The organism is Nonomuraea sp. ATR24 (assembly GCF_041950485.1).
Lineage (GTDB): Bacteria > Actinomycetota > Actinomycetes > Streptosporangiales > Streptosporangiaceae > Nonomuraea > Nonomuraea ceibae.
In genome coordinates, this window is sequence record NZ_JBGNUU010000002.1 from 555,330 (window position 1) to 581,568 (window position 26,239).

General features: G+C 74.6%; 19 protein-coding genes and 1 pseudogene. 12 read left to right on the forward strand and 8 right to left on the reverse strand.

What is annotated here, in order from left to right:
- Nucleotides 1–6,204: an SDR family NAD(P)-dependent oxidoreductase gene (locus ACBI99_RS06550; protein ID WP_375071877.1), complete on the forward strand. Its 6,204-nt coding sequence runs from the start codon at nt 1–3 to the stop codon at nt 6,202–6,204.
- A 5-nt stretch (nt 6,205–6,209) separates the two neighbouring features.
- Here ACBI99_RS06550 and ACBI99_RS06555 read toward each other — a convergent pair whose 3' ends face one another.
- From ACBI99_RS06555 to ACBI99_RS06580, 6 genes are all read right to left on the reverse strand, one after another.
- Nucleotides 6,210–7,154 (reverse strand): ACP S-malonyltransferase, encoded by a 945-nt coding sequence (locus ACBI99_RS06555; RefSeq protein WP_375071878.1) that lies wholly within the window; start codon nt 7,152–7,154, stop codon nt 6,210–6,212.
- The gene (locus ACBI99_RS06560) at nt 7,151–8,167 is read right to left on the reverse strand and encodes a 3-oxoacyl-ACP synthase III family protein (protein ID WP_375071879.1); all 1,017 of its coding nucleotides are present in this window, start codon (nt 8,165–8,167) and stop codon (nt 7,151–7,153) included. Before ACBI99_RS06560 ends, ACBI99_RS06555 begins: the two co-directional genes overlap by 4 nt.
- Before the next feature lie 158 nt (nt 8,168–8,325).
- Nucleotides 8,326–9,132 (reverse strand): SDR family NAD(P)-dependent oxidoreductase, encoded by an 807-nt coding sequence (locus ACBI99_RS06565; RefSeq protein WP_219513247.1) that lies wholly within the window; start codon nt 9,130–9,132, stop codon nt 8,326–8,328.
- A complete protein-coding gene (locus tag ACBI99_RS06570; protein WP_375071880.1) occupies nt 9,105–10,835 on the reverse strand; it encodes a hypothetical protein in 1,731 nt (576 codons plus the stop codon). The genes ACBI99_RS06565 and ACBI99_RS06570 overlap by 28 nt, the downstream gene beginning before the upstream one ends.
- The gene (locus ACBI99_RS06575; protein WP_357591040.1) at nt 10,826–12,172 is read right to left on the reverse strand and encodes a WS/DGAT domain-containing protein; all 1,347 of its coding nucleotides are present in this window, start codon (nt 12,170–12,172) and stop codon (nt 10,826–10,828) included. Before ACBI99_RS06575 ends, ACBI99_RS06570 begins: the two co-directional genes overlap by 10 nt.
- Nucleotides 12,173–12,212: 40 nt before the next feature.
- On the reverse strand, nt 12,213–12,491 hold the full coding sequence (locus ACBI99_RS06580) for an acyl carrier protein (RefSeq protein WP_219513241.1): 279 nt from the start codon (nt 12,489–12,491) through the stop codon (nt 12,213–12,215).
- A gap of 184 nt (nt 12,492–12,675) precedes the next feature.
- Here ACBI99_RS06580 and ACBI99_RS06585 point away from each other — a divergent pair, with 184 nt between their 5' ends.
- Together ACBI99_RS06585 and ACBI99_RS06590 are read left to right on the forward strand one after the other, a co-directional pair.
- Nucleotides 12,676–15,204: an MMPL family transporter gene (locus tag ACBI99_RS06585; RefSeq protein ID WP_375071881.1), complete on the forward strand. Its 2,529-nt coding sequence runs from the start codon at nt 12,676–12,678 to the stop codon at nt 15,202–15,204.
- Nucleotides 15,205–15,259: 55 nt separating this feature from the next.
- Complete coding sequence (locus tag ACBI99_RS06590) at nt 15,260–16,222, forward strand: esterase/lipase family protein (RefSeq protein ID WP_375071882.1); 963 nt, start codon at nt 15,260–15,262, stop codon at nt 16,220–16,222.
- A gap of 83 nt (nt 16,223–16,305) precedes the next feature.
- Here the strand turns inward: ACBI99_RS06590 and ACBI99_RS06595 are convergent, their stop codons facing one another.
- Nucleotides 16,306–16,812 carry a response regulator transcription factor gene (locus ACBI99_RS06595; RefSeq protein ID WP_364182549.1) on the reverse strand — a complete coding sequence of 169 codons (507 nt, stop codon included), beginning with the start codon at nt 16,810–16,812 and terminating at the stop codon, nt 16,306–16,308.
- Nucleotides 16,813–17,450: 638 nt separating this feature from the next.
- Nucleotides 17,451–18,491, reverse strand: a complete 1,041-nt coding sequence (locus ACBI99_RS06600) for a beta-ketoacyl-ACP synthase 3 (RefSeq protein ID WP_375071883.1) — start codon at nt 18,489–18,491, stop codon at nt 17,451–17,453.
- A 301-nt stretch (nt 18,492–18,792) separates the two neighbouring features.
- On the opposite strand from ACBI99_RS06600, the gene ACBI99_RS06605 reads away from it, so the two are divergent.
- From ACBI99_RS06605 to ACBI99_RS06645, 9 genes and pseudogenes are all read left to right on the forward strand, one after another.
- A complete protein-coding gene (locus ACBI99_RS06605; protein WP_375071884.1) occupies nt 18,793–20,043 on the forward strand; it encodes a beta-ketoacyl-[acyl-carrier-protein] synthase family protein in 1,251 nt (416 codons plus the stop codon).
- Nucleotides 20,044–20,217: 174 nt separating this feature from the next.
- Complete coding sequence (locus ACBI99_RS06610) at nt 20,218–20,463, forward strand: hypothetical protein (RefSeq protein ID WP_219513210.1); 246 nt, start codon at nt 20,218–20,220, stop codon at nt 20,461–20,463.
- A gap of 23 nt (nt 20,464–20,486) precedes the next feature.
- On the forward strand, nt 20,487–20,738 hold the full coding sequence (locus ACBI99_RS06615) for a hypothetical protein (protein ID WP_364182542.1): 252 nt from the start codon (nt 20,487–20,489) through the stop codon (nt 20,736–20,738).
- A gap of 182 nt (nt 20,739–20,920) precedes the next feature.
- On the forward strand, nt 20,921–21,673 hold the full coding sequence (locus ACBI99_RS06620; RefSeq protein ID WP_375071885.1) for an HNH endonuclease family protein: 753 nt from the start codon (nt 20,921–20,923) through the stop codon (nt 21,671–21,673).
- A 114-nt stretch (nt 21,674–21,787) separates the two neighbouring features.
- Complete coding sequence (locus ACBI99_RS06625; RefSeq protein ID WP_375071886.1) at nt 21,788–22,408, forward strand: hypothetical protein; 621 nt, start codon at nt 21,788–21,790, stop codon at nt 22,406–22,408.
- A 137-nt stretch (nt 22,409–22,545) separates the two neighbouring features.
- Nucleotides 22,546–23,898, forward strand: coding sequence for an extracellular solute-binding protein (locus ACBI99_RS06630; RefSeq protein ID WP_375071887.1), 1,353 nt, complete (start codon nt 22,546–22,548; stop codon nt 23,896–23,898).
- Between the two features lies 1 nt (nt 23,899).
- Complete coding sequence (locus ACBI99_RS06635; RefSeq protein ID WP_219513192.1) at nt 23,900–24,841, forward strand: carbohydrate ABC transporter permease; 942 nt, start codon at nt 23,900–23,902, stop codon at nt 24,839–24,841.
- Nucleotides 24,838–25,665, forward strand: coding sequence for a carbohydrate ABC transporter permease (locus tag ACBI99_RS06640; protein ID WP_308126096.1), 828 nt, complete (start codon nt 24,838–24,840; stop codon nt 25,663–25,665). The genes ACBI99_RS06635 and ACBI99_RS06640 overlap by 4 nt, the downstream gene beginning before the upstream one ends.
- An 8-nt stretch (nt 25,666–25,673) precedes the next feature.
- Nucleotides 25,674–26,186 (forward strand): annotated as a pseudogene (locus tag ACBI99_RS06645) (6-phospho-beta-glucosidase); the annotation flags it as partial.
- Nucleotides 26,187–26,239 lie beyond the last annotated feature (53 nt).

Genomic DNA, 26,239 nt, shown 5'->3' on the forward strand with positions numbered 1-26,239 from the left:
GTGAGCCCGCCGAACGAGCACCGCCGGCAGGTCCCGGTCGCCATCGTGGGAACCGCGTGCCGCGCGCCGGGCGGCGTGACCGACTCCGCCGGCCTGTGGCGCCTGCTGCTGGACAAGCGCGACGCCGTGGCCGGGTCCGAGCCCGGCCCGCGGTGGGCGGAGCACGAGCGCGTCGTCCCCGCCGACCTGGCCGCCACCGGGATGCTCGGCAACGGCGCGTTCCTCGACGGGATCGAGCTGTTCGACCCCGCGTTCTTCGGCATCCCCGTCAAGGACGCCTCCTCCGTGGACCCGCAGCACCGGCTGCTGATGGAGACCGGGTGGGAGGCGCTGGAGAACGCCGGGATCGCGCCCCGCTCTCTCGGCGGCTCGGCCACCGGCCTGTTCGTCGGCATCTCCAGCACCGACTACGCCAAGCGGTTCACCCTGCACGACGTGGACATCTACCAGGGGATCTCGGCCGTCACGTCGGGGGCGCCGGGGCGGATCTCGTACTTCCTCGACGTCAACGGGCCCTCGCTGGCGGTGGACGCCGCGTGCGCGTCCTCGCTGGTGGCGGTGCACCTGGCGTGCCGGTCGCTGCACGACGGCGAGACCGACCTGGCGCTGGCGGGCGGGGTCACGATCCAGCTGGAGTGGGCGGGCATCATCGGGTTCGCCCGCGCCGGGGCGCTGTCGGCGCGGGGCCGCTGCGCGGCGTTCGACGAGAGCGCCGACGGGTTCGTCCGGGGCGAGGGCTGCGGGATGGTCGTGCTCAAGCGGCTGCCCGACGCCGTGCGCGACGGCGACCGGGTCCTCGCCGTGATCACCGGCACGGCGATCAACCACGCGGGGCGGGTGCGGGGCATCACGCAGCCCTCGCGGGCCGCGCAGCGGGCGGTGCTGGGCACGGCGATGCGCGTGGCCGGCCTGTCCCCGGGCGACGTGCAGTACGTCGAGGCGCACGGCACCGGCACGCCGGTCGGCGACCCGATCGAGTTCGCCGCGGTCGACGACGTGTACGGGGCGGCCGATCGGCCGTGCGCGCTCGGCTCGCTCAAGACCAACATCGGGCACCCGGAGAGCGCGGCCGGGGTGCTGGGGCTGATCAAGGCGGCGACGGCCGTGCACACCGGCCTGATCCCGGCGAACCTGCACTTCCAGCGGTGGAACCCCGCCGTGCGGGCCGAGGACACCCGGTTCTACGTGCCCACGGAGACGACGCCGTGGGAGGACGCGCCGGGGCCGCGCCGCGCCGCCGTGTCGGCGTTCGGCGTAACCGGCGCCAACGCGCACGTCGTCGTCGAGGAGCCCCCCGCCCGGCGGCCCCGCCGGTCCGCCGCCCCCGCCCGTACACGCGTCCACCCGGTGTCGGCGGCGACCCCGGGCGGCCTGGCCGCGACCAGCGCCCGCCTCGCCGACCACTTGGAGGCGTCCCCGGAGGACGCCCCGGAGCCGGCGGACGTGGCGCACACGCTCGCGGTGCGGCGCAGCCCGCTGGCCCGGCGGGCCTGCGTGCTCGCCGAGGGCCGGGACGACCTCGTGGCCGGGCTGCGGGCGCTGGCCGAAGGGCGCGACGACGACCGGGTGCTGACGGGAGCGGCCGGGCACGCGGGCGACCCGGTCTGGGTGTTCTCGGGGCACGGGTCGCAGTGGGCGGGGATGGCCCGCCCGCTGCTGGACCGCGACCCCGCCTTCACCGAGACGATCGACAGCCTGGACCCGCTGGTCACCGCGCAGGCGGGGTTCTCGCTGCGGCAGCGGCTGGCCTCCGGCGAGTGCGGCGAGCGGATGGACGAGGTGCAGCCGCTGGTGTTCGCCGTGCAGACCGGGCTGGCCGCGATGTGGCGGCGCTGGGGGGTGCGGCCCGCCGCCGTGGTGGGGCACTCCATGGGCGAGGCCGCCGCCGCGGTCGCCGCGGGCATCCTGCCGCCCGAGGACGGCATGCGGATCACGCTGATCAGGTCGGCGATGCTGCAGCGGGTGGCGGGCGGCTGCATGGTCAGCGTGGCGCTGCCCGCCGACCAGGTCGCCGCCGAGATCGAAGGGGTGCCGGGGGTGTCGGTGGCGGTGGTCACCGCGCCGTCCTCGACCGTCGTGGCGGGCCGTGCCGAGGCTGCCCGGGACCTCATGCGCCGCTGGCAGGAGCGCGGCGTGTTCTGCCGGCGGATCGCCGTGGTCGTGGCGGCGCACTCGCCGCAGGTCGAGCCGATCCTCGACGATCTCGCGGCGGAGGTGTCCTGGCTGGCGGGGGCGGCCCCGGAGGTGCCGTTCTACTCCACGAGCGAGGACCCGCGCCGTACCGTCGTCTTCGACGCCGCCTACTGGACCGCGAACCTCCGCAATCCCGTACGTTTCGACCTGGCATGCCAGGCGCTGATCGAGGACGGGCGGCGGCTGTTCCTGGAGGTGTCGCCGCACCCGCTGCTGACGCAGGCGGTGGAGGAGACCGCCGCCGCGATGGGCGCGCCGGTGACCACCGTGGCGTCCCTGGAACGCGACCTCGACGGGCGGACGGCGATGTGCCGGGCGGCGGCGGCCCTGCACCTGGCCGGGGCCCCGGTCGACCTGGACGCCGTCAACGGCGGCGGCGCGCCGGTCGTGCTGCCGCCCACCGCGTTCGACCGGGCGCGCTTCTGGGAGCCGGCCGGCGGCGGCCGAGCGGCCTCCGGCCACATGTGGCTGGGCGGGCGGGTGGCGGTGCACGACCCCGACGCCGGCGACCGCACCCGGCACGTGTGGGAGGCCGACCTGGGCACGGACCGGGTCGGCTGGCTCGGCCAGCACACGCTGCACGGCAGCCCGGTGGTGCCCGGGGCGGCGTACGTCGAGCTGGTCCTGTCGGCCGCCGGTGAGCTGCTGGAGTGCCCGACCGGGCGGATGCGCGTGAGCGAGGTGCGGTTCGAGCGCCTGCTGCCGCTCGGGGCGAGCGTGCCGGTCCACGTCAGCGCGACGGTCTCGGGCGAGCGGGCGCACGTGGAGATCTCCCGGCGGCACGGCGGCACGTGGGAGCTCGTCGCGTCGGCGTCCGTCGTCCGCTCCGGACCGCCCGGCGACCGGCCGCCGCTCGTGCCTCCCGTGGTGGCCGAGGACGAGCCGGAGGCCCTGTACGAGGCGCTCTCCCGCATGGGGCTGGGGTCGGGGGCAGCCTTCCGCTCGATCGCGGCCGTCACCCCGGACGGCGTGACCCGGCTGCGGGTGCCCGGCGAGGCCGTCATCCGCGCCGGGGCGCCCCGCGTGCACCCGGTGCTGCTCGACGGCTGCATCCTGTCGGCGGCCGTCGGCCTGGTGGAGGACGACGAGGGCGCGGCGGGCCCCGGCCGGCCGTGGCTGCCCGACCGCATCGCGGCGATCGTCCTGCCGGACGAGCCGGGCCTGATCACCTGGGTCCGGGCCGAGGTGCGGGCGGACGGCGACACGGCGACGGGCCGCGCCGACCTGTACGCCGAGGACGGCCGCTGGCTGGGCGCGCTGGAGGGCCTGCACTTCGTCCGGGCCTCCGGCGGCTCGCGGGCCCGCACGCTGGACGGGAAGCTGGTCGAGCTCGCCTGGCGCCCGGCCGGCCCGCCCGGCGCGAGGGAGGCGGCCACCGGACGGTGGGCGGTGATCGGCGAGCCCGGCGACCCGGACCGCACCGCGGAACGCCTGGCCGAGGCCCTGTCGCGCGGACGCCCCGAAACGGTGAGCGTGCACACGACGGGCGAGGACGTCGATCCGGCCGCGCGGGCCGTCGTCTGGTGCGCCACCGGGCGGCTCGACGGGCTGGACAGGCTGACCGAGGTCACCGCGCTGCTCGGCGCGCTCGCGCGGACCGGCAGCCCGCCGCGCCTGTGGCTGGTGAGCCACCTGGCCCGCCCGGTGCTCGACGGCGACCCGGTCGACCCCGACGTGTGCGCGCTGCGCGGCCTGCTGCGCGTCGCCTCCTTCGAGCAGCCGGACGCCGCCGTGAGCTGGGTGGACACCGATGACACCGCCGATGACACCACCGGCGGCCTCGCCGCCGTAGCGGCCGAGGTGCTGGCCGGCGGCGACGAGACCGAGGTCGCCTGGCGTGCCGGTCAGCGGTACGTGGCGCGGCTCGTGCCCGCCCCGCTGGGCGCGCGGCCCGCGCCGCCCTCGCGCACCGTCGAGGCGGTCGCCGGGCGGGAGGAGTACGTGCTGCGCGCCGATCCGGAGCGTGGCCTCGACGGCGTGCGGCTGGTGGCGACCGGGAAGCCGCCCGCGTCGCCGGGACCCGGCCAGGTGCTCCTGCGGGTGCAGGCGGCGACCGTGCACTTCCGCGACGTCATGATCGCCCTGGGCGTCTACCCGACCGAGGACGGCAGCACGCCGGAGCTCGGCTCCGACGCCACCGGCGTGGTGGTGGCCGTCGGCGAGGGCGTCGAGGACCTGCGGCCAGGCGACCGGATCTCGGCGCTGACGCCGCACGGGACCGGCTCGCTCGGCTCGCACTGCCTCGTCCACGCGGATCTGGCCGTGCGCCTGCCGGCCGACGCCGACCCGGTCACGTTCGCCCCGGTGGCCGCCACGTACGGCACGGTGTGGCACTGCCTGGCCGACGTGGCGCGGCTCGCGCGCGGGGAGACGGTGCTCGTGCACTCGGCGGCGGGCGGCACCGGGCAGGCCGCGGTCGCGGTGGCGCGGCTGCTCGGGGCCGAGGTCATCGCCACCGCCGGCACCGAGGAGAAGCGCCGCCACCTGCGGCTGCAGGGCGTCGAGCACGTCTTCGACTCCCGCGGCCTCGGCTTCGCCGGCGAGGTGCTGCGCGTCACCGGCGGGCGCGGCGTCGACGTGGTGCTCAACTCGCTCAGCGGCGACGCCATGCGCGCGTCGCTGACACTGCTCGCGCCCGGCGGGCGGTTCGTCGAGATCGGCAAGCGTGACCTGCACGAGGGCGCCCGCGTCGACCTGAGGACGTTCCGCCGGGGCAACACGTACGCGGCCGTCGACGTCGCGCTGGCGGCGGTCGAGCGGCCGGCGGCCATCCGGGACCCGGCGGTCAAGGCGATCGCCGAGATCGCCGCCGGGCGGCTGCCGCTGCCGCGGACCACGGCGTTCCCGCTGGCCGAGGCGGCTGCCGCGATGAAGCGGCTGGCCTCCGGCGACCACATCGGCCGGATCGTGCTCACCTTCCCCGAGCCCGGGCGGCGCGTGCGGGTCGTGGCGCCCGAGCGGGACGACGTGGTGCGGCGCGGCGGCGCGTACGTCGTCACCGGCGGCACCAGGGGGCTGGGGCTGGAGGCGGCGCGCTGGCTGGCGGAGGCGGGGGCCGGCCGGGTCGTCCTCGGCGGGCGGGGTGAGCTCGGCGAGCGCGAGCGCGCGACGGTGGCGGCGGTCCGCGCGGCCGGGTGCGAGGTGGAGGTGGTGCGGGGCGACGTCGCCGACCCCGCCACCGCGCGCCGCCTGGTCGCCGCCGCGGGCGAGCGCCTGCGCGGCGTCCTGCACACGGCCGTGGTCCTCGACGACGCGCCGCTGACCTCGCTCACCCCCGAGCGGCTGGAACGCGTGTGGCACCCCAAGGTGACCGGCGTGAAGAACCTGCACGAGGCCACGGCCGGCGCCGCGCTCGACTGGTTCGTCATCTTCTCGTCCATGGCGGCCATGCTCGGCAACCCGGGACAGGCGAGCTACGCGGCGGCCGGGGCGTGGGTGGACGCCTTCGCCCACTGGCGTCACCGGCGCGGGCTGCCCGCGCTCTCGGTCGACTGGGGCGCGTGGGGCGAGGCCGGACGGGCGACGGACCTGGCCGGGCGGGGGTTCGCGACGATCGGCACCGAGGAGGGGTTCGCCGCGCTGGGCGAGCTGCTGCGCCACGGCCGGGTCAACACCGGGATGTTCGCCTACCAGCCGGAGCTGATGTTCCGGCTCTTCCCCGCCGCCGGTCAGGCCCCGCTCCTGGCCGAGCTGGGCGCCGGGCGGGAGGCCGCGGAGCCGGGCGTGGACGCCGAGTCCGTCCTGGCGCACCCGCCCGGGCCCGCCAGGACGCAGCTCGTCCAGGACGTGGTGGTCCGCGTCCTGGCCGCGCTGCTGGGCACGCAGGCCCCGGCCGTGCCCGCGCACGCGATGTTCACCGACCTCGGGCTCGACTCCCTGCTCGCGGTCGCGCTGGCGCACCGGCTGGCCAAGGCGCTGGGCATCACGCTCACGCCCGCCGCCGTCTGGGCCCACCCGTCGGCCGCCCGGCTGGCCGCGCACCTGGACGGGCTGCTCGCCGGGGGGCGGTGAGCCGGTCAGCTTCCCGCGGCGGCCGTGGCCAGCAGCCAGTCCCGGTCACCGGCCAGCGGGGCGAACGCGCGGACGCCGGGCAGGGTGGCGCGCACGCAGCGGGTGACCGCGTCCCCGGCGCTCAGCTCGACGTACCGCAGGCCGGGGCCGAGACGCCGCAGCGTCTCGGGGAGCCGCACCGGCTGCGTCACGCAGCCGGCCAGGGCCCGGCGCAGGTCCTCGCCGTCGTCGTAGGCGCGCCCGTGGACCGGCGAGTGGACCGGCACCCGCAGCGGACGCTGCCGCAGCGGGCGCAGCCCTCGCAGGAAACGCCCGGCGACCGCGCCCAGCGCGGGATGGTGCGAGGCGTACGGGACGGCGAGCCGGGTCATCGGCGTCCCGCCGAACGCCAGCAGCGCCTCGACCGCCTCGACGGGGCCGCTCACGATCGTCTGGTCCGGCGCGTTGACGCAGGCGAGCCGGAGCTCGGGCAGGCCGGCGCTGGCGAGCAGCCGCAGGCACGCCTCCTCGCCGAGCTCCGGCAGCAGGACCATCGCCCCGCGCCCCTCCACCTGCCGGAACGCCGCGTTGAGCGCGCGCACCGCGCGGGCGCCGTCGGCGACGTCGAACGCGCCCGCGCAGACGAGCGCCGCGATCTCGCCGAAGCTCTGCCCGACGATCGCGTACGGGGTCAGCCGCGCCGACAGCGCCCGGCCCACGACGACCGACACCGCGTACCCGGCCAGCTGCGGCACCCCCGGCTCCATCCGCACGGACCGCGACCGGTCGAGCAGCACCCGGCGCAGCCCCGCCCCGGTGTCCGGGATCACCGCCTCGATCTCCTCCAGCACCTGGTCACAGGCCGCGCGGACGGCGGGCGACGCGTCGTGGACGTCCGCCAGCGCGCCGCGCGGGTCGCCGCCCTGGCCGGGGACCAGGAACACCGGCCCCGCCTGCGCCGCCCGCGTCAACGCGACCCCGATCCGTCGGCGGACCAGGTCAGCACGCCGCTCCCCCAGGTCAGCCCCGCGCCGAACGCGACGACGAGCACCCGGTCACCCGGGCTCAGCCTGCCCTGCCGGTGCGCGTCGGCCAGGGCGTAGGGCAGCGATCCGGCGCCGATGTTGCCCACCCGGTCGGCGACGATCACCAGCCGGGCGGGGTCGAACCCGGCCTCGGCGCACGCCTGCCGGAGCAGCACCGGGTTGGGCTGGTGGGTGACGACCAGCGCGATGTCGTCCCTGGTCAGGCCCGATCTCCGCAGCGCCTCGGCGGCGGCCAGCGGGAAGATCTCCAGGATGAACTTGCGCACCGCCCTGCCGTCCATGCGGATCAGGTGCAGGCCCCGCTCCAGCGTCTCGCGGCAGGCCGGGAACCGGCTGCCGCCGCCGGGGATCAGCACGTCGCCGGCGCGGGTGCCGTCGGACCCGAGCGTGATCGGGCCGAACCCGTGGCCGCCTGGCACCCGGCCGAGGATCGCCGCTCCGGCCCCGTCCGCGAACAGCACCCCCGTCGCGCGGTCGCCGGTGTCGAGGAAGCGCGAGTACGTCTCCACGCCGACGACGGCGGCATGGCGTCCCCTCGGCTCGGCGCGCAGCCAGTCGCACGCGACCCGGGCGCCGAACAGCCAGCCCGCGCACGCCGCCGAGACGTCGAACGCGACAGCGTTCTCCGCGCCGAGCGCCGCCTGGACCCGGCAGGCGGTCGACGGGCCGAGCTCGTCCGGCGTGGACGTCGCCAGGATCAGCAGGTCCAGGTCGCCCGGCTCCAGCCCGGCGTCGCGCAGCGCCGCCCGCACCGCGTGCGCGGCCAGGTCCGAACTCGCCTGGCCGGGGGCGGCGACGTGCCGCCGGAGCACGCCGGTCCGCTCGGCGATCCACTCCGGCGGCACGCCCGCCCGTTCGGCGACCTCCTCATTGGTGCGCACCGCGTCGGGGACGTAGGCGCCGGTGCCGAGCACGCCGATTCCCGGTTGGGAGATCAAGCCGTTCACCTCTCTCATACGCGCCTCCAGAGGGAGGCAGGGCTTCAGGGGGGCTGGGGGTGCCTCCGGGGCAGGGCCTTCAGGGGAGCTGGGGGCGCCTCCGGGGCAGGGCCTCAGGGGAGCTGGGAGCGCCGGGGCTTGCGGAGGGGGGCCGGGGGTCAGGGCATGTCGATGCGGCCGAGGGCGAGGAGGTCGATCAGGGCGGGGCCGCCGTTGTAGGCGGTCATGCCGCCGTCGATCGTCAGGATCGTCCCGGTCACCATCGAGGCGGCGTCGCCGGCCAGGTAGAGGGCGCCGTCGCCGATCTCCTCCGGGGTGGCCCAGCGGCGGGCGGGCACGGCGCGCATCAGCGCCTCGGACGCCTGCCGGTCGCCGTGGAAGGACGCGGTCAGGTCGGTCGCCACCCAGCCCGGCTGGATGGCGTTCACCCGTACGCCGGAGGCTGCCCATTCGGCGGCGAGCGTGCGCGTGAGGGAGTTCACGGCGGCCTTGACCGCCCCGTAGTGGGACAGCATCGGGCAGCCGCGCTCCCCCGCGACGGAGGAGACGTTGACGACGGAGCCGCTGCCGCGCGCCGTGGCGTGCCTCCCGAACAGCCGCAGGAACCGGGCGACCGCCGTGAGGTCGACGGCGAGCACGTGCTGCCAGTCCTCGTCGGTGAGGTCCAGGAACGGTCCCGCGCCGCCGACGGAGCCGGCGTTGTTGACGAGGATGTCCAGGTGGCCGAAGCCGTCGACGGCCCGGGCGAAAGCGGCGTCGATCGCGCTGACGGAGCTCGCGTCGCAGGGCAGGGTGAGGGTTCTGACGCCGTGCTTGCCGGCCAGGGCGGCGACGTCCTCCAGCGCGCTCGCGCCGCGGGCGAGCAGGGCGACGTCGGCGCCCGCCTGGGCGAAGCGGAGCGCGATCGCCCGGCCGATGCCGCGCGAGGCGCCGGTGATCAGCGCTGACTTGCCGGTGAGGTCCATGCGGTGCTCCAAAGGGGAGGTTCGTGCAGTTCGGGCAGTTCGAAGGCGTCGACCAGCTCGGAGGTCAGCGGCATCAGCTCGGCGCGCAACTCGTCGCGGGCCGCCCTGATCCGGGACATGAGCGGGGGCGTGGCGATGCCCTCGTCCAGCAGGAGACCGGCCCGGCGGTCCGCCCAGTCGAGGGCGTACCAGCTCAGCAGCGGCCGCAGGCGCGGCGGGCCGTCCTGGAGGATCTCCAGGACGACGCGGTCGGCCAGCGCGGTCGCGGTCCTGGCGGCCTGTGGGAGGTGTGGGTCCCAGCCGCCGGAGGGGCCGGGTGCGCCGACGCGGGCGGCGAGGTCGTCCAGGAGGCGGGTCTCCAGGGCGCGGGCGGCGTCGAGGCAGCCGCCGAGCGACAGGTCGAGGGCGCCCGGGGCGGGCTCGGGGGGCTCGTAGCGGTCGCGTTCGACCATGGCGCGCGCGACGTCGAAGAGGATGAGCTGGTTGTCCCCTCCGGCGCTGATGTAGCCGTGCGCGAGTCCCCGGTAGCCGTTGAGCCTGCCGGAGGCGACGAAGCCGGGCGCGCCGCAGTGGGTGCGGCACAGGCCGGCCGTCTCCTCGGCCAGCGCGGTGACGGCGGCCTTGAGCAGCGGCAGCATCAGGTCGACGGACGCCCACGGGGCCCAGATCGGGGCGGATTCGGCGCCGCCTTCCGTCCAGGTCACGCCGGTCTTGACGTGGTTGGCGACGGCGGTCAGCGCGTACGCCCTGGACAGCGCGGTGAGCACGGCCTCCTGCTGGTTGCGGTGCTCGATGAGCGGGCGGCCGCGGGCCAGCCGCCCCTGTGTGGGGCGGCCAGCGGAGTGCCGGGTCAGCACGGCGGCGCCGGCGCGGGTGACGGCCGCGCTCGCCGCGATGACGCCACGCCACACGTACGGGGCCGCGCACATCGACAGGGCGGGCCGGGTCGCGGCCAGGGGGTCGTGGACGACGCCGGCGTCGGTGACGCGCGCGCCCGCCGCCAGCCACGATCCGGCGGGCAGCCGGAGCCCGTCGAAGCGCACGGCCGCCCAGTCCAGGGGCAGCGCGTGGTTGTCGGCGGCGGGCAGCACCGTGACGCCGTCCGGCACGGAGCCGTCGCCGAGGGGCACCAGGAAGAGGAAGACGCCCCGGTCGCCTTCGTCGTCGACCAGGCGGGCGTACACGGTGAGGAGTTTGGGGACGGCCGGGTGGCCCGCCGTGGTGGGGAACTTCACGGCCGCCGGGTCGGGGGTGGTCAGGACGAAGGAGCCGTCGCGGGCGTCGAGGCGGGCGACGGTGGCGGGCATCAGGTGGCTGTTGCTGCGCCCGGCCTCGGTCATGGCGACGACGCCGAAGCGTTCCATTCCCTCGAGCTGCCGCCGTACGGGCTCGGTGCGCTCGTCGCCGAAGCGCAGGACCGGCACCAGCGTCAGCGTGTAGTGCAGCAGCATGACGTGGAAGAGCGCCGGGTCGGCGACGGCGGCCCGTTCCAGCAGCGCGCACAGGGCCCGCGGGTCCTCCAGGAGCTCCCGGGCGGGCGGCGCGGCGGTGCCGGCGTGCCGGAAGCGCTCGTAGGTGAGGGCGTGGCGGTCCGGCGGCGGCAGGGCGCGCGGGTAGCCGAAGAAGGCGGCGGGTATCGCCTCGCGCAGCCGCGCGTGCGGCTCGTCCGGCAGGCCGCCCCGCACGAACGTGATCAGATCCACGGTGACTCCTCCGGGGGTTCGTCAGTACGGGGTCGCCCGTCAGGGCGCGGTGACGGCGCGGTGACGGCGTCGTGCAGGACGCCCACGTGGCGGCTCCACAGCTCGGCGAGCCGGTCGCAGCCCGGCACGGCGGTGTCGAACAGGAGCGACGGCATGATCCCGTCCCGGTACTGGAAGAGCACGATCATCAGCGGCTGGGCGGGCAGCAGCGGCGGAATGCCCCAGACGTCCCGGATGGGCAGGTCGCCGAGGCGGAGCGGGCCCATCCGCACAGTCGTGATGAACATGGCGGTGTAGCGCGGGTCGAACAGCCTCGCCAGGAGCGGGCGCACCGCCGCGTAGGGCAGCCGGGGCAGGAGCGCGCGGTGCAGCTCGCGGTGGCGTTGCAGGCGTTCCATGGTCGTCTGGGCGACGATCCGGTCGAGCTGCTCGACCGGCGAGGGCCGGTGGCACGGCAGGTGGATGTGCAGGCCGGTGACCTGGTTGCCGAGGCATCCGCTGCCGCGTCCGGCGCGCAGGCTGAGCGGCACGGCGACGGGCAGGCCGCGGCGGCGGCCCGGGCCGACCGGCGCGGCCCACTCGGCGGGCGCCCAGTCGCGCAGCGCCCCGGTCAGCGCCGCCAGGCACACCTGGTTGCGGGTCGCCCCGGTCACCTTGGCGGTGGCGTTGAGCGCGTCCTGGTCGAAGCGGAAGGTCAGCATCTCGCGCCGGCCGGTGAACGGGCCGCGCAACTGCTCCAGGACCGGCACGCGCCGCAGGGGCACCGCGAGGTCCGACGGGGCGGGCCAGCGGCGGGGGCGGATCGCGGTGAAGTACTCGTCGGCTCGCGGCACGGGCAGGGCGCCGCCGCCGAACAGCGCGTGCACGGTCGCGCTGATCGACATCCCGTCCTGGAAGGCGTGGTCGGCGGCGTAGCACAGCGTGTACTGCTCCTCCTCCCCCGCCTCGGGGTAGCCGTGGATGAGCGCCAGCCGCCAGGGCGGCCGGTCGGCGGGGAACGGCTGGGCCATCAGCTCCAGGGCCTGGGATTTCACGTCGGCCCCGGGCGGCAGCCGGCACTCCACCACGTGGTCGCCGGGTGTGAAGCCGTCGCACACGGTCCAGGCGCGCTTCTCGCGGTTCACGCGGTAGCTCAGCACGGGGACGCGCCGGGCCTGGGCGGCCACCAGGCGGCGGAGGTCGCCGACGCCGGGCGGAGTCCCGGGGATGCGGACGATCCCGCCGATGTACATGGTCGTCTCGTCGGTGACCTGCCCGCCGAGACCGGAGACGAAGAACCGGTCGACGGGGCCCATCGGCACCTCGCGGTCCTCGTTCCTGACAGAAATGGTGCTCACGTCTTTACGCGCCCCTTCCGTGTCCGCGTGAATCGACTCGCTAGGTGCACGCGAATTCTTCGTCACCGGCCTGCCTGCCTTTTCCGAGATGTCGGTTGACATAGTCGAGGACGAGGTCCGGGGTGCCCAGGTCCCGGTACACGTCCTCGGGGGCGGGCACGTCGTATTCGTCGACGAGACGTTCGGCCAGCTCGACCAGCGCCAGGGAGTCGAGGCCCAGGTCGGCGAAGGCGGCGCCCGCCTGTTCCGGCGAGATCAGGACGTCCGAGTCCTCCCCGACGATTCGGTTGAGCTGGTCCAGCGTGAATTCCTCGGTCATGGCCGCAGTTTATGATCCGTGACCTGGCCCGGCCATTCTGCCGAAAGTCCCGGTGTCTTTGTTCCTGTCGCTTTTCCGGGCCCGGCGGGGAGAATTAATTGTCGCCGCAAAAGGCGTGCGGCCCGCTTCCGCCGAAATCCGGAGGACACGTTTGAGCACCCACAGTCGCTTCCCTTCACGGCCGATGGCGGCGAGGCGGCCGGGGGTGCCGCCCCGGGCGGGCGCGCTGGCCGCCTACGCCCGCTGGTGCGTGAGACACCGGGGCCGCATGCTGTCGTTCGCCCTGCTGCTCGCCGTGGTCCTCGGACTGGCCTCCATGAAGCTCGACGACCGGCTGTCCAACGGCGGCTACACCGTCCGCGGCACCCAGGCGGCGCGGGCCGAGGCGGTGATGGCGCGGCGCTTCCCGGTGAAGCCGGCCGACCTCGTGCTGCGGGTGAGCGCGAAGGAGGACGTCGACGCCCCGGCCGTCGCCCGGTCCGCCACGCGGCTCGACCGCTGGCTCGCCGACCGGCCCGGCGTCGCGGGGGTGCAGTCGTACTGGACGGCCCGCGATCCGGCGCTGCGCGCCCGCGACGGCCGGTCGGCGCTGATGCGGGTGGATCTGTCCGGGGACGACGCGCGGGCCGCCCGCACGGCCGAGCGGATCGTGCCGGCGCTGGCCGAGCGGGCGGGATCGCTCACTGTGGAGGCGACCGGGCCGGCGTGGGCGTCGGTGCAGTTCCTGCGGCTGGCCAAGGACGACCTGCACCGGGCCGAGCTGGTCACCGTGCCGCTGCTCCTGCTCATCCTGCTGCTGGCGTTCCGGTCGGTGCACGCGGCGCTGCTGCCGCTGGCGATCGGCGGCCTCACGATCGTGGCCACGCTGTCGGCGCTGGTGCTGCTCAGCGAGTTCACGCCCGTCTCGGTGTTCGCGCCCAACCTCACCACGGCGCTCGGGCTCGGGCTCGCCATCGACTACAGCCTGTTCATCACCACCCGCTACCGGGAGGAGCTGGCCCGCGGGTGCACGGTGGGGCAGGCGGTCGAGCGGGCGATGGCGAGCGCCGGGCACACGGTGCTGTTCTCGGCCCTCACGGTGGCGCTGGCCACGGCCAACCTCCTGGTGCTGCCCCTGGGCGTGCTGCGGTCGCTCGCGATGACGACGATCGTCGTGGTGCTCATGGCGGCGGCCGCGACGATGCTGATCCTGCCGGCGCTGCTGGCCGTGGTCGGCGAGCGCATCACCGCGGGCGACCCGATCGCGTGGCTGCGACGCGCGCGGCGGGCCAGGGCGCGCAACGGCCGGCGGCGGCCGGTCCTGGGCTTCGGGCAGGGGGCCGAGCGGTGCGCCCACTGCGGGGAGGCGCTGCGCGGGGTGGCGTTCCGGCGCTCGCGGCACCGGTGCGCGGTGCCGGAGAGCGCGGCCTGGCGGCGCGTGGCCGCGCTGTCGACGCGGCGGCCGGTGCTGGTCGGCGGGGCGTGCGCGCTGGTGCTGCTGCTGATGGCGGCCCCGTTCCTGTGGGTGCGCTTCGGGATCGCCGACGAGCGGGTGCTGCCCGCCGGCACCGAGTCCCACCGGACGGCGCGCGGCATCCACCAGGACTTCGCCCAGCCGTTCGACCGTGACCTGCACGTCGTCCTGCCGTACCTGGACAGCTCGCGGCCCGCCGGGTGCCGCCGGCTGGAGACGTACGCGCGCAGGCTGGCGGCGCTGCCGGACGTGACCGCCGTGCGGACCGCCACGGGCGTCCACCACCGAGGCGACGCGCCGAAGAAGTCCCCCTGCCCGTCCGCGACCGAGCCGGCGGCCGGGGAGAAGGCCGGGAAGGCGGAGGCCGGGAAGACTGAGGCTGAGAAGACGGAGGCCGAGAAGACGGAGGCCGGGAAGGCGCTCGCCGGGGCTTACCACGGCAGCGCGGCGACGCTGGTCAGCGTGTCGAGCCCGCACGACGCCCAGTCGGCGGACGCCCGCAAGCTGCTCGACCGGGTCCGCGACGTGCGCTCGCCGGGCAGGCGGCTCGTCGCCGGGCCGACGCCGCAGGCCGTCGACACGCTGCGGGCGCTGCGCGATCGGCTGCCGCTGGCGGGCGGCCTCATCGCGGCCACGGTGCTGATGCTGCTGTTCCTGTTCACCGGCGGCGTGCTGGTGTCGGTCAAGGCCGTCGCCGTGGGCGCGCTGAGCCTGACGGCCAGCTGCGGCGCCCTGGTCGCGATCTTCCAGGACGGCCACCTGCGCGGGCTGCTCGGCGACTTCACGATGACGCACCAGGTGGAGGTGGTGTCCATCCTGCTCACGGTCACGGTGGCGTTCGGGCTGTCGGTGGACTACGAGGTGTTCCTGCTGTCGCGCATCCGGGAGCACCATCTGGCGACCGGCGACCACACGGCGGCGGTGGTCAGGGGCATCGCGGGGACCGGGCGGCTGGTGAGCGTCGCGGCGCTCGCGGTGGCGGTGTCGACGGGCGTGCTCGCGTTCTCCACGAACACGGTGCTGAAGATCATCGGGGTCGGCCTGGCGCTCAGCGTGCTGGTGGACGCGACGCTGGTGCGCGGCCTGCTGGTGCCCGCGTTCATGCGGCTGACGGGGACGGCCAACTGGTGGGCCCCGGCACCGCTGGCCCGGCTGCACGCGCGCTTCGGCGTCTCGGAGTCCGGCCCGCCGGCGGGGCCGCCGCCCCGGCCCACGGCGGTCCGGCGGGTGCTGGCCGCGCTGATGCCACCCCGGCTTTGACGTACGGTTACCATTCCTCTACCGTCTGTAACCGTCAAGTTTCCCGGGACCTGTCATGCGCCTCGGCCTCACCGTGCTCCTGGTCGCCGCGACGACCGCCGCCGCCGTCACCGCTGTGCCCGCCCTGCCCGCCGCGCCCGCTCGGGCCGCGGACCTGCGGGGCGTCTTCCCCGTCCACCTGGCACTCTCCCTGACCGACCCGGACCGGCCGCCGCCCGGCGCCAACGACTGGTCGTGCCGCCCGTCGCGCCGCCATCCCGAGCCCGTGGTGCTCGTCCACGGCACGTTCGGCAACGCGTACGACTCCTGGCGTTACATGGCGCCCGAGCTCAGGCGGGCCGGCCACTGCGTCTTCGCGATCAACTACGGCGCGCCGCCCGGCAGCCCGCTCAAGGGCACCGGCGACATCCGGCGCTCGGCGCGCGAGCTGGCCCGGTTCGTCGACCGGGTGCTGGCGGCCACGGGCGCCCGCCGGGTGGCGCTGGTCGGCCACTCGCAGGGCGGGATGATGCCGCGCTGGTACCTGCGTTACGAGGGCGGCGCCGACGCGCGCAGGCCCTGGCGCAACAAGGTGTCGAAGCTCGTGTCGCTGGCCGCCACCCACCACGGCACGACGGCGTCCGGCGTGATGAGCACGCTGGACGTCCTCGGCGTGCGGCATCTGGCGGGCGCCGCGATCAGCCGGGCCGCGGTGCAGCAGGCGACCGGGTCGGAGTTCATGATCCAGCTCAACCGGGGCGGCGACACGATGCCCGGGGTGCGCTACACGGTGCTGGCGACGCGCTACGACGAGATCGCCACGCCGTTCAGGTCGACGTTCCTGTCGGCGGGGCCGGGGGCCGAGGTGCGCAACATCGTGCTGCAGGACGGGTGCGCGATCGACCTGACCGAGCACCTGGCGATGATCTACGACCCGAGGGCGCTGCACTACGTGAAGGAGGCGCTGTCGCCCGGCAGCGGCGGCGCCCCGGTCTGCCTGCCGGTCGTGCCCGTCGCCGGCGCCCCGCTCACCCCCTGAGCCGGGCGCGGAAGGACGGGAGCCGGGGCGCGGGTGGGGGGGCGAGGTCCCGGGTGACCTCGCCCCCGCTCGGATCGCGGCCGCTAGCCGGAGTCGCGCAGCCGTGACTCCTCCGCGATCACCCATCCCTCCCTGAGGGCGAAGAGCGCGGCCTCGGTGCGGCTGCGCACGTCGAGCTTGCGGAAGATGGCGTGCACGTAGTTCTTGACCGTCTTCTCGGCGATGTCGAGGGCGCCCGCGATCTGCCTGTTCGACATGCCCCTTCCGATGAGTGAGAGGACCCTGATCTCCTGGCTGGTGAGCCCGTGCCGTTCGGCTCCTGCCACCGGGGTAGGCGCCGGGCTCCCGTGCTGGCGCGCTTGGCGGGGCCCGGCGGCGGGCCCCTCGTGCAGCATCTGCTCGCGCGTCCGCTCCAGGATCCGCAGAGCCTCCCGCTGGCGGGTCAGACCGTGGCGCACGAACTCGATCGCTTCCTCGATGTCCTTGATGGCCGATGACCGGGACCAGGAGACACTTGGCGCCCCGCTGAAAGGACTCACCTTCGCGAAGCCGCTCAGCACGCGTCTGCTGGCGCTCTGGTTCTCTGTCATGTGGCTGCTTTCTCGTCTGTGCCCGTCGGGGGGACGACGGACCGTACCGATGCCCCACCTCAGGCGATCCGCGGGCGGGCGCGGTCACCGGTCGCCGGGGAGGCGGGCCACGCGGGCGGGGGTGTCGCCCGGCCATCCTCCCGGGCCCCACCTCCGGCGCCCGCGTGGGGCGCTGGGCGCCGCCGGCGGCGGCGCGGCGTCGCCTGCGGGCCCGCGCCCGCGCTATCGCCGGCGCGCAGCGTGTCGCGTACGCGATCCCGCGGCGGGCGCGCTCGTGGTGCCGGGGGGACCGGCGGGAGCGCTCCCGGCTTCCGGCGGCAGGGGCTTTCCCCCGGAAGTCCGGTCCGATCCTGCCGTACGGAATCGCGCGGGGCATGCGGGCGGCGGTCGCTTCGGGTTTGTTCGTGCGATGGTGACGTCGTCTCATGCGGCTCCAATCCGGGTGGCGTACGCGCGCCCCGTTAGCCCCCGCGCCGAGAAACGCCTGGCAGACCACCCACTGCATTTAACATCGCGGTTCTGGCACGGGCCAGAGAACCCGTGCGGCTCGAGATGCTTTTGTGTCCGGCCGATCCCCGCCGCCTGAAATACGGCATAAGCTGCCAACTCTGGTGATTTACCGCCAGTAAATGGATGAGTCAGGGCAGCCGGATCACCTGCGCCCCGTAAGCGACCCCCGCGCCGAAACCGAGCAGAAGCGCCGGAGCCCCGGACGCCACGGCGCACTCCTCCTTCAGCCGCGAGATCGCCAGCGGGATGGAGGCCGCCGAGGTGTTGCCCTGGTCCTCGACGTCACGCGCCACGACCACGTGGCCGGGCAGGCCGAGCCGGTCGGCGATCGCCTCGATCATGCGCAGGTTGGCCTGGTGCGGGACGAACGCCGCCAGGTCCGCCAGGTCGAGGCCCGCCGCGTCGACGGCCCGCAGCGCCACGGCGGGCATCTCGCTGATCGCCCACCGGTAGAGCTCGGGCCCCCGCATCCGGAAGTACGGCCCCCGGCAGCCGGGGGTGTCGCGGAAGTGCGCCCAGGTCAGGTCCTGTCCCGCCACGCCCGCCAGCGAGCCGTCGCTCCCCCACGTCATCGGCCCGATGCCCGGCTCCCCGTACGCGCCGACGAGGGCGGCGCCGGCCCCGTCGGAGAAGATCACGGCGGTGGTGCGGTCACCGGGGTCGATCAGGTCCGACATCCGCTCGCTCGCCACGACCAGCACGTGCCTGGCCGAGCCGCCCGCGATCAGCGACCTGGCCACGTCGAGCGCGTAGTTGAAGCCGGCGCAGGCCGCGGAGACGTCGAACGCGCCGACGCGCTTGGCGCCCAGCTCGCGGGCGATCTGCACGGCGGCGGACGGGCTCTGTCCGGTGTAGCTCATGGTGGCCGCCACGACGCAGTCCACGGCGTCGACGCTCCGGCCCGCCGCCGCCAGGGCCTTCTCCGCCGCGGCGGCCCCCATGGTCACGACCGTCTCGCCGGGCGAGGCGGCGCACCGGCGGCGGATGCCGGTCCGCTTGACGATCCAGGCGTCGGAGGTGTCCAGGGTCCGGCTCAGTTCGGCGTTGGCGACACCTCGCCCGGGCCGGTACGCGCCCACCGCGAGAATACGCGCGGGAATGGCGAGCCTGGGACCCGCGGCTATTCGCGATCCGCGTGTGCCGCCTTTCGGGACCGATTCGGCCGTCACGACTACCTCCTGCCGATGGATAACACGTCGTTCCTGATGTGATTCTGGAACTCTTTCGACAGCGTGACAAGTGCAGAAAGTCCCTGTGCACCGGGACTACCGGCGACTTCGCGGGCCCGGAGGGACTTTGGCCTCCAGCACATTTCCGGCATTTCTTCCGCTAAACCGAGCCCTTATTCTCTTGTCGCTCCGGAGCCCGCGTGAAAAATTGACGATGCCGGCGGAAGCGGCATGACCGCCCACTCGATAATCACTCCGCAGCCGGCGCGGAAATCATAGAAGCGATTCAGGAGAGGCGCTGATGACGCACCATTCCGGCCGGCGGCGCACCCCGCGCCCGGACGTCGCCATCACCGGGATCGGCATGCTCACCCCGGCGGGGCTCGGGACGGCGGCCACCTGGAAAGGGCTGTGCGACGGCCGCCCCACGGCCCGCCCGCACCCGGCCCTGACCGGGCTGGCGGTGGACTTCGCCTGCTGGATCCCCGGCTTCGACGCGGCGGCCACCCTCGGCGGGCCGGTCTCGCGCAGGATGGACCGCTTCGCCCAGATGGCGATGGCCGCGGCGATCGAGGCGGTCACCGACGCCGGGCTCGACACGGCGGCCTGGGAGGGCAGCCGCGTCGGGGTGATCGTCGGCACCAGCATCGGCGGCATGCCGAGCTGGGAGGAGGCCCAGCGGCGGATGCTGGAAGGCGGGCCGCGCAAGGTGCCGCCGCTGGCGATGACGCGGGTGCTGCCGAACATGGCCGCCGGGGAGATCGCCATCGCTCTCGGCGCCGGTGGACCCTGCCTCGCGGTCGCGGCGGCGTGCGCGTCGGGCGCGATGGCCCTGCACCTGGCCCGCGAGCTCCTGCGGTCCGACACCGCCGACCTCATCATCGCCGGGGGCGCGACCTGCGACATCAGCCCGCTGGTGATCTCCGGCTTCGACCGGCTCGGCGCCCTGTCGCGCCGCCGCGAGGACCCCGCCGGGGCGTCCCGCCCGTTCGAGGCCGCCCGGGACGGGTTCGTCATGGCGGAGGGCGCGGGCATGCTGGTGCTCGAACGCCTCGGCGACACCCGGGCCCGCGCCGGCCGCCCGTACGCCGTGCTCGCCGGTTGCGCGGCGACCGACGACGCCCACCATCCCACGGCCCCCGACCCGGGCGGCGCCGGGGCCGAGCGGGCGGTGCGGCTGGCGCTGAGCGACGCGGGCGCCGGGCCCGGCGACGTCGGCCACGTCAACGCCCACGGCACCGGGACCGTGCTCAACGACGCCGCCGAGAGCAGGGTCATCCGCCGGGTGCTGCCCCACGGGGTGCCGGTCACCTCGCTCAAGGGCACGCTGGGCCACCTGATCGCGGGCGCGGGCGCCGTGGAGGCCGCCTGCGCCGCGCTGTCCCTGCGCGAGGGGCTGATCCCGCCCACCGCCAACCTCGACGTCCAGGACCCGGAGATCGACCTCGACGTCGTGACCGGCTCGCCGCGCCCGCTGGGGGCCGGGCTCGCGCTGAGCAACTCCTTCGGTTTCGGAGGGCACAACGTGGTGCTCGCCCTGGCTCCCCCGTGACCCCCTTGATCCTTCGGTCCCCCTGATCCGCCCCCCTGATCCGCCCCCCTGATCCGTCCGTCCCGGCCGAGGAGGCCGCCTATGACCTGACCCGCGACGAGAAACCGCAGGAACGATGCACGCCGGAGGGTGGCCCGCAGGCCAGTCGGGACCGCCCGCCGTTCAGGAGGATCCATGAAAAGCAGGACGGCAATTCGACGCACGGCGACGGTCGGCGCGGCCGTCGCGGCGCTCCTCATGTTCGCGCCCGTGGCCGCCCAGGCCGACCCGTACGGGGACGGGCGGCACTGGCGCTACGTCGGCCAGTTCCCGACCGGCTGGCTGTGCGGCCAGAGCGGCCAGGCCCTGGTGCTGTTCACCGACGCCACCGACTACAGCTGCGTGCGGGAGCGCGGGGGCTACGCCCTCTTCACCCGATGACATCCGGACCAGGAAGGAACCACATGTTCACTCGTACCGCTGCCAAGCTCCTCACCATCGCCGTCGCGCTCGCCGGGGCCGGGACGGTGGCGCTCGCCGCCGCCCCGGCGGCCGGCGCCGAGGCCGCGAACCCGACGGGGTCGCACTGGGACCACTGCGACCTGTGGTCGCGCTACGGCGGCCTCCACTGCTACACGGGCTACAACAGCTACACCGGCCACTACCCCGGTGACCGGGGCGGCCGGGGGCTGCTCGGCGGCCTGCTCGGCCTGTGAGCCGGTGACGGGCCGGGGCCCCGGTCCCGGCCCGTCACGGGAGCCTTTCGCGCGGCGGCCTACCCCTCCGCCGCGCGACCCCCGGCGACATATCACCGCAAGTCGCCACTGACACGTTCCGTGACCGCAACCCTCGCTATCGTCACGCCGGTAGCACCCACGAGCCTCGGGAGGACCAGGGCATGGCGCAGCGTCTGCTCATCGAACGCCGCGACGGCCACCACGGCGGGCGGCGGGCCCGGTGGCTCGCGGGCGCCCTGGCCGCGACGGCACTCCTGCTCCCGGCCCACGCACTCCCCGTCCACGCGCTCCCGGTCCACGCGCTCCCGGCCCACGTGCTTCCCGGCCAGGCGGCGTCGGCGAGCGCCGACCACGGCAGGCTGCCCGGCCTGGCCACCGCCGGCCAGGCGCGCGAGCAGCTCGACGCGCTCACCGTCGGGCCGCGCGGCTCGCTGGCGGGCTACAGCCACAGTTCGTTCATGCCGGAGTGGGCCGCCCAGGAGGGCGCCTGCGACACCCGCGAGACGGTCCTGCTGCGCGACGGCCACGGCGTCCAGGCCGACGCCGACTGCCGGCCCGTCTCCGGCACCTGGGAGAGCCCGTACGACGGCCGGACGCTGACCAGCTCCGACCAGATCGACGTGGACCACGTGGTGCCGCTGGCCAACGCCTGGCGGTCGGGGGCGGACGCGTGGAGCCCTGAGCGGCGCCGGGCCTTCGCCAACGACCTCACCCGTCCCGAGCTGGTCGTGGTCAGCGAGTCGGTCAACCTCGACAAGGGCGGCCGCACCCCGGTCACCTGGCGCCCGCCGCGCACCGCCTACTGGTGCACCTACGCCCGCGCCTGGATCGGCGTGAAGCACCACTACGGGCTCCGCGTCACCGAGGCGGAGAAGTCGGCCCTGACGGACATGCTCGCCACCTGCTCCCCGTGACGGCTCCGCCCTCCCCCGCCTGAAGGGGCTGACCTTCCCTCCCCCGCCTGAAGGGGGGCTGACCTGGGTAGACGGACTGGTGGAAGAGCCTGCCCGACCGACCTGGGACCGACGATGCCGCACGACATGCCCGCGACCGCCTTCTGGATCGAGGCCGGGTTCGCGCACGGCGAGCCCCTTCAGGAGCTGTACGGGGAGCGGCTGGCCGCCTGGCGGACGGCGTTCGCCGCCACCGGGGACGAGCCGGAGGCGGGCGGCGTCGGGCTCGACCCGGTGCACTACGCGCTGGCCGCCTGGGAGCTGGCCACGGGCCCGGTCGCCGATCCGCCGTACGTGCGCCGCCATCCGCGCGTGCTCGACGCCACCTGCCACCGGCCGGAGGGCACGGCGCTGCTGCTGGCCGTGGTCGAGCTGGCCGCGCCCCAGCAGGTCGAGCTGCCCGGCGGCTGGCAGGACTGGCAGCCCCCGGGCACCTCGACGGGCGGCTCGACGGGCAGCTCGACGGGCAGCTCGATGGCCGCTGACCAGTCGTTCGCCGTGCCTCCGTACGACCGCAAGGCCGCGCTGTGGTCGCTGGAGCTGCGGCTGCCGCTCGACACCGGCCGGCTGCCGGTGCCAACCCGGCCGCGCGCGGGCGGGCTGCCGAACCTGGGTGACGCGCAGGCCGCGCTGGAGGCGCTGATCGCCGAGCTCAACGCGCACGTGTGGCCGGTCATCGCCGCCCTGGACAGTTAGTTAGGGTTCCTGCCCCTCAAACCAGAAGCAGTGGCATCACGAGTTGGTTTCGGGCCTTGACCGTGCCGGTTCCGCCGCCTACGGTCCCATTCAAAGTTAGGAGTCTTTACTAACTCCCCGGCTCATAGGAGACCTCCGTGCGCTTCGTCCCTCTCGCGGTGGCCGGGTTACTGGCCCTGTCGCTGACCGCATGCACCGCGGGCAAGGAGGCGCCGCCGTCGCTCGGCGCCCAGCCCAAGCCCACCGCGAGCGGCACCGGACCGGCCGCCGCCCTGCCCCCCGCCACGCTGGAGCTGTGGCACGGCTTCTCCACCGACGTCGAGACGAAGGCGTTCGAGGAGGCCGTCGCCGCCTTCACCGCGAAGTTCCCGCAGATCAAGGTCGTCACCAAGAAGGGCATCCAGGACGACCAGATCACCCAGGCGATCCGCGGCGGCAAGGCGCCCGACGTGGCCGCCTCGTTCACCACGGACAACGTCGCCCAGTGGTGCAAGTCCGGCGCGTTCCAGGATCTGACCCCGGTCATCGAGCAGGACGGCATCGACCTGACCGTGCTGCCGGCCGCCTCCCGGGCCTACACCGAGTTCGAGGGCAAGCGGTGCACGATGCCGCTGCTCGCCGACGCGTACGGGCTCTACTACAACAAGGCGCTGATGAAGGGCGAGCAGCCGCCGAAGACGCTGTCGGAGCTGACCGAGCTGACCAAGAAGCTCACCGTCCGCGACGCCGACGGCACCATCAAGGTCGCCGGGTTCATCCCGAGCTTCCAGTACTACGAGAACTCCCCCAGCCACCTCGGCCCGATGGTCGGCGCGAAGTGGTACAACCCCGACGGCACCTCGGCGATCGGCTCCGACCCGGCGTGGAAGCAGCTCCTGCGCTGGCAGAAGGATCTCGTCGACTGGTACGGCTACGACAAGCTGGAGAAGTTCCGCAAGGGCCTGGGCGACGAGTGGGGCGCCGAGCACCCGTTCTTCGAGGGCAAGGTCGCCATGGTGCTCGACGGCGAGTGGCGCAACGCCATGATCGCCGCCGATCCCGACGCCAAGGACATGGACTACGGCACCGCGCCGCTGCCCGTCGCCGACGACAAGCCCGAGCTGTACGGCAGCGGCTTCACCGCCGGGACCGTGATCGGCGTGCCGCGCGGCGCCAAGCACCCGCAGCACGCCTGGGAGCTGGTCAAGCACCTGACCACCGACACCGAGTCGCTGGTGACGCTGTCGAACGCGCTGCGCAACGTGCCCACCACCAAGGCCGCCATGGAGCACCCGGACCTGGCCAGGGACGCCAACTTCAGCACGTTCCTCGACATCTTCGCCCACCCGAAGACCTCGACGCTGCCCGCGAACGTCAACAGCGTCTTCAACCAGGACGCCTTCTCCACGTTCCTCACCCAGTGGGAGAAGGGCGCGGTGAGCGACCTCGACGCCGGGCTGGCCGGGGTCGACAAGCGGATCAACGACAAGCTGAAGCTCGCCGGAGGCTGAGATGGTCTCCACCCGGATCGCGCCACCGCCCCGGTGGTGGCGCGGCGAGGGCGCCCGCGCCCTGCTGTGGCTGTCGCCGTGGCTCGTCGGCGTGGCGCTCTTCTTCGTCTACCCGCTGCTGTCCACGGTCTACTTCTCCTTCCACCGCTACGACCTGTTCACGCTGGAGTTCATCGGCCTGGACAACTACCGTTACGCCTTCTCCGACCCCCGCGTGCTGCAGTCGGCGCTCAACACGCTGTGGCTCGTGGTGTTCATGGTCCCGGCCCAGGTGGTGTTCGCGCTCGGCGTGGCGCAACTGCTGGCCAAGCTGAAGAGCGGCGGCGGCGTGCTGCGGACGATCTTCTACCTGCCGTCGCTGGTGCCGATGGTGGCCGGCACGGTCGCCTTCGTCTACCTGCTGAACCCGGCGACCGGCCCGGTCAACCAGGCGCTGGCCCGGCTCGGGATCACCGGCCCCGACTGGTTCGGCAGCGCCGCGTGGGCCAAGCCCAGCCTCACCCTGCTCGCCCTGTGGGGCGCGGGCAACACCATCATGATCTTCCTGGCGGCGCTGCTCGACGTGCCCAGGCACCTGTACGAGGCCGCCGCGATCGACGGGGCGGGCGCCTGGCGGCAGTTCCGCAGCGTCACGTTGCCGGTCATCTCGCCGGTGCTGATGTTCTCGGCGGTCACCGGGGTGATCTACGCGGTGCAGTACTTCACCCAGGCGATGATCGCCTCCCGGGTGGCGTCCGGGGCGACCGACTCGGCCGGCACCACGTTCACCCCGGGCTACCCGGACGGCTCGCTGCTCACGCTGCCCCAGCACCTGTTCCACACCGGGTTCCGCGACTGGTCGATGGGGCTGGCCTGCGTGCACGCGCTGCTGCTGTTCGTGGTGGCGATGGGCTTCACGCTGGTGCTGCTGCGCCAGTTCGGCCGGGCGGAGGCGGCGTCGTGACGCGCAGGCGCACGCTGATGTGGATCGCCCAGCACGCGCTGGCCATCGCGCTGGCGCTGATGTTCCTCGGCCCTGTCGTCTTCGTGGCGCTGACCGCGCTCATGACCGACGAGCAGGCGCTCACGAGCGAGCTGTGGCCGCGGCAGTGGAACTGGGCCAACTTCGCCGACGTGTTCGCCCGCTCCGAGCTGCTCACCTGGACGGTCAACACCTTCCTGTACGCGTCCCTGGCGACGCTGTTCATGCTGGTGTCGTCGGTGCCGGCGGCCTACGCGCTGGCCAGGTTCCGGTTCCGGGGGCGCAGGGCGGCGTTCCTCGTGGTGATCAGCGCGATGATGCTGCCTCCGCAGGTCGTCGCGGTGCCGATCTACCTGGTGTGGGCGCGGCTGGACCTGACGGACTCGCTGTGGCCGCTGATCCTGCCGATGCTGTTCGGCGACGCGTTCTCGATCTTCCTGTTGCGCCAGTTCCTCATCACGATCCCGCGCGACTACACCGACGCGGCCCGGGTGGACGGCTGCTCGGACGTGCGGATCCTGTTCACCGTCATCCTGCCGATGGCCCGCCCGGCGATCGCCGCGGTGGCGCTGTTCTCGTTCTTCTACTGCTGGAACGACTACTACGGGCCGCTGCTGTACGCGGGGGTCGACCAGGAGGGCTGGACCCTGTCGCTGGGGCTGGCCACCTTCAAGGCGTTCCACAGCGTGCAGTGGAACCTCACCATGGCCGCCACCCTGCTGGTGACGGCGCCGGTGATCATCGTTTTCCTCTTCGCCCAGCGGGTCTTCATCGAGGGCGTCACATTGACGGGAGTCAAGGGTTGAAACTCGCCGTGGTCGGGGGCGGCTCGACGTACACGCCGGAGCTGGTGGACGGGTTCGCCCGGTTACGGGATGAGCTGCCGCTGACGGAGCTGGTCCTGGTGGATCCGGCCGCGGAGCGGCTGGAGCTGGTGGCGGGCATGGCCCGCCGGATGCTGCGCGCGGCCGGGCACCCGGCTACGGTGACCGCGACCGGCGACGTGCGCGAGGGCGTCGCCAGGGCGGCGGTCGTCCTGCTGCAGTTGCGGGTGGGCGGGCAGGCGGCCCGCGCCTCGGACGAGACGCTGCCCTTGCGGTGCGGCTGCGTCGGCCAGGAGACGACGGGCGCGGGCGGCCTGGCCAAGGCGCTGCGCACGGTCCCGGTGGTCCTGGACCTCGCCCGGCAGATCCGCGCGCACGCGCCCGAGGCGTGGATCGTCGACTTCACCAACCCGGTGGGGATCGTCACCCGGGCGCTGCTGGACGCCGGGCACCGGGCGATCGGGCTGTGCAACGTGGCGATCGGCTTCCAACGCCGCTTCGCCGCCATGCTCGGCGTCGAGCCGTCGCGGGTGGCGCTCGGCCACGCCGGGCTCAA

Bases quoted from the DNA above. Each gene is read 5' to 3' on its own strand.
- ACBI99_RS06565 (WP_219513247.1), bottom strand. From the start codon at position 9,132: ATGGACCTCACCGGCAAGTCAGCGCTGATCACCGGCGCCTCGCGCGGC.
- ACBI99_RS06580 (WP_219513241.1), bottom strand. From the start codon at position 12,491: ATGACCGAGGAATTCACGCTGGACCAGCTCAACCGAATCGTCGGGGAG.
- ACBI99_RS06585 (WP_375071881.1), top strand. From the start codon at position 12,676: ATGGCGGCGAGGCGGCCGGGGGTGCCGCCCCGGGCGGGCGCGCTGGCC.
- ACBI99_RS06590 (WP_375071882.1), top strand. From the start codon at position 15,260: ATGCGCCTCGGCCTCACCGTGCTCCTGGTCGCCGCGACGACCGCCGCC.
- ACBI99_RS06595 (WP_364182549.1), bottom strand. From the start codon at position 16,812: ATGACAGAGAACCAGAGCGCCAGCAGACGCGTGCTGAGCGGCTTCGCG.
- ACBI99_RS06605 (WP_375071884.1), top strand. From the start codon at position 18,793: ATGACGCACCATTCCGGCCGGCGGCGCACCCCGCGCCCGGACGTCGCC.
- ACBI99_RS06610 (WP_219513210.1), top strand. From the start codon at position 20,218: ATGAAAAGCAGGACGGCAATTCGACGCACGGCGACGGTCGGCGCGGCC.
- ACBI99_RS06615 (WP_364182542.1), top strand. From the start codon at position 20,487: ATGTTCACTCGTACCGCTGCCAAGCTCCTCACCATCGCCGTCGCGCTC.
- ACBI99_RS06620 (WP_375071885.1), top strand. From the start codon at position 20,921: ATGGCGCAGCGTCTGCTCATCGAACGCCGCGACGGCCACCACGGCGGG.
- ACBI99_RS06625 (WP_375071886.1), top strand. From the start codon at position 21,788: ATGCCGCACGACATGCCCGCGACCGCCTTCTGGATCGAGGCCGGGTTC.
- ACBI99_RS06635 (WP_219513192.1), top strand. From the start codon at position 23,900: ATGGTCTCCACCCGGATCGCGCCACCGCCCCGGTGGTGGCGCGGCGAG.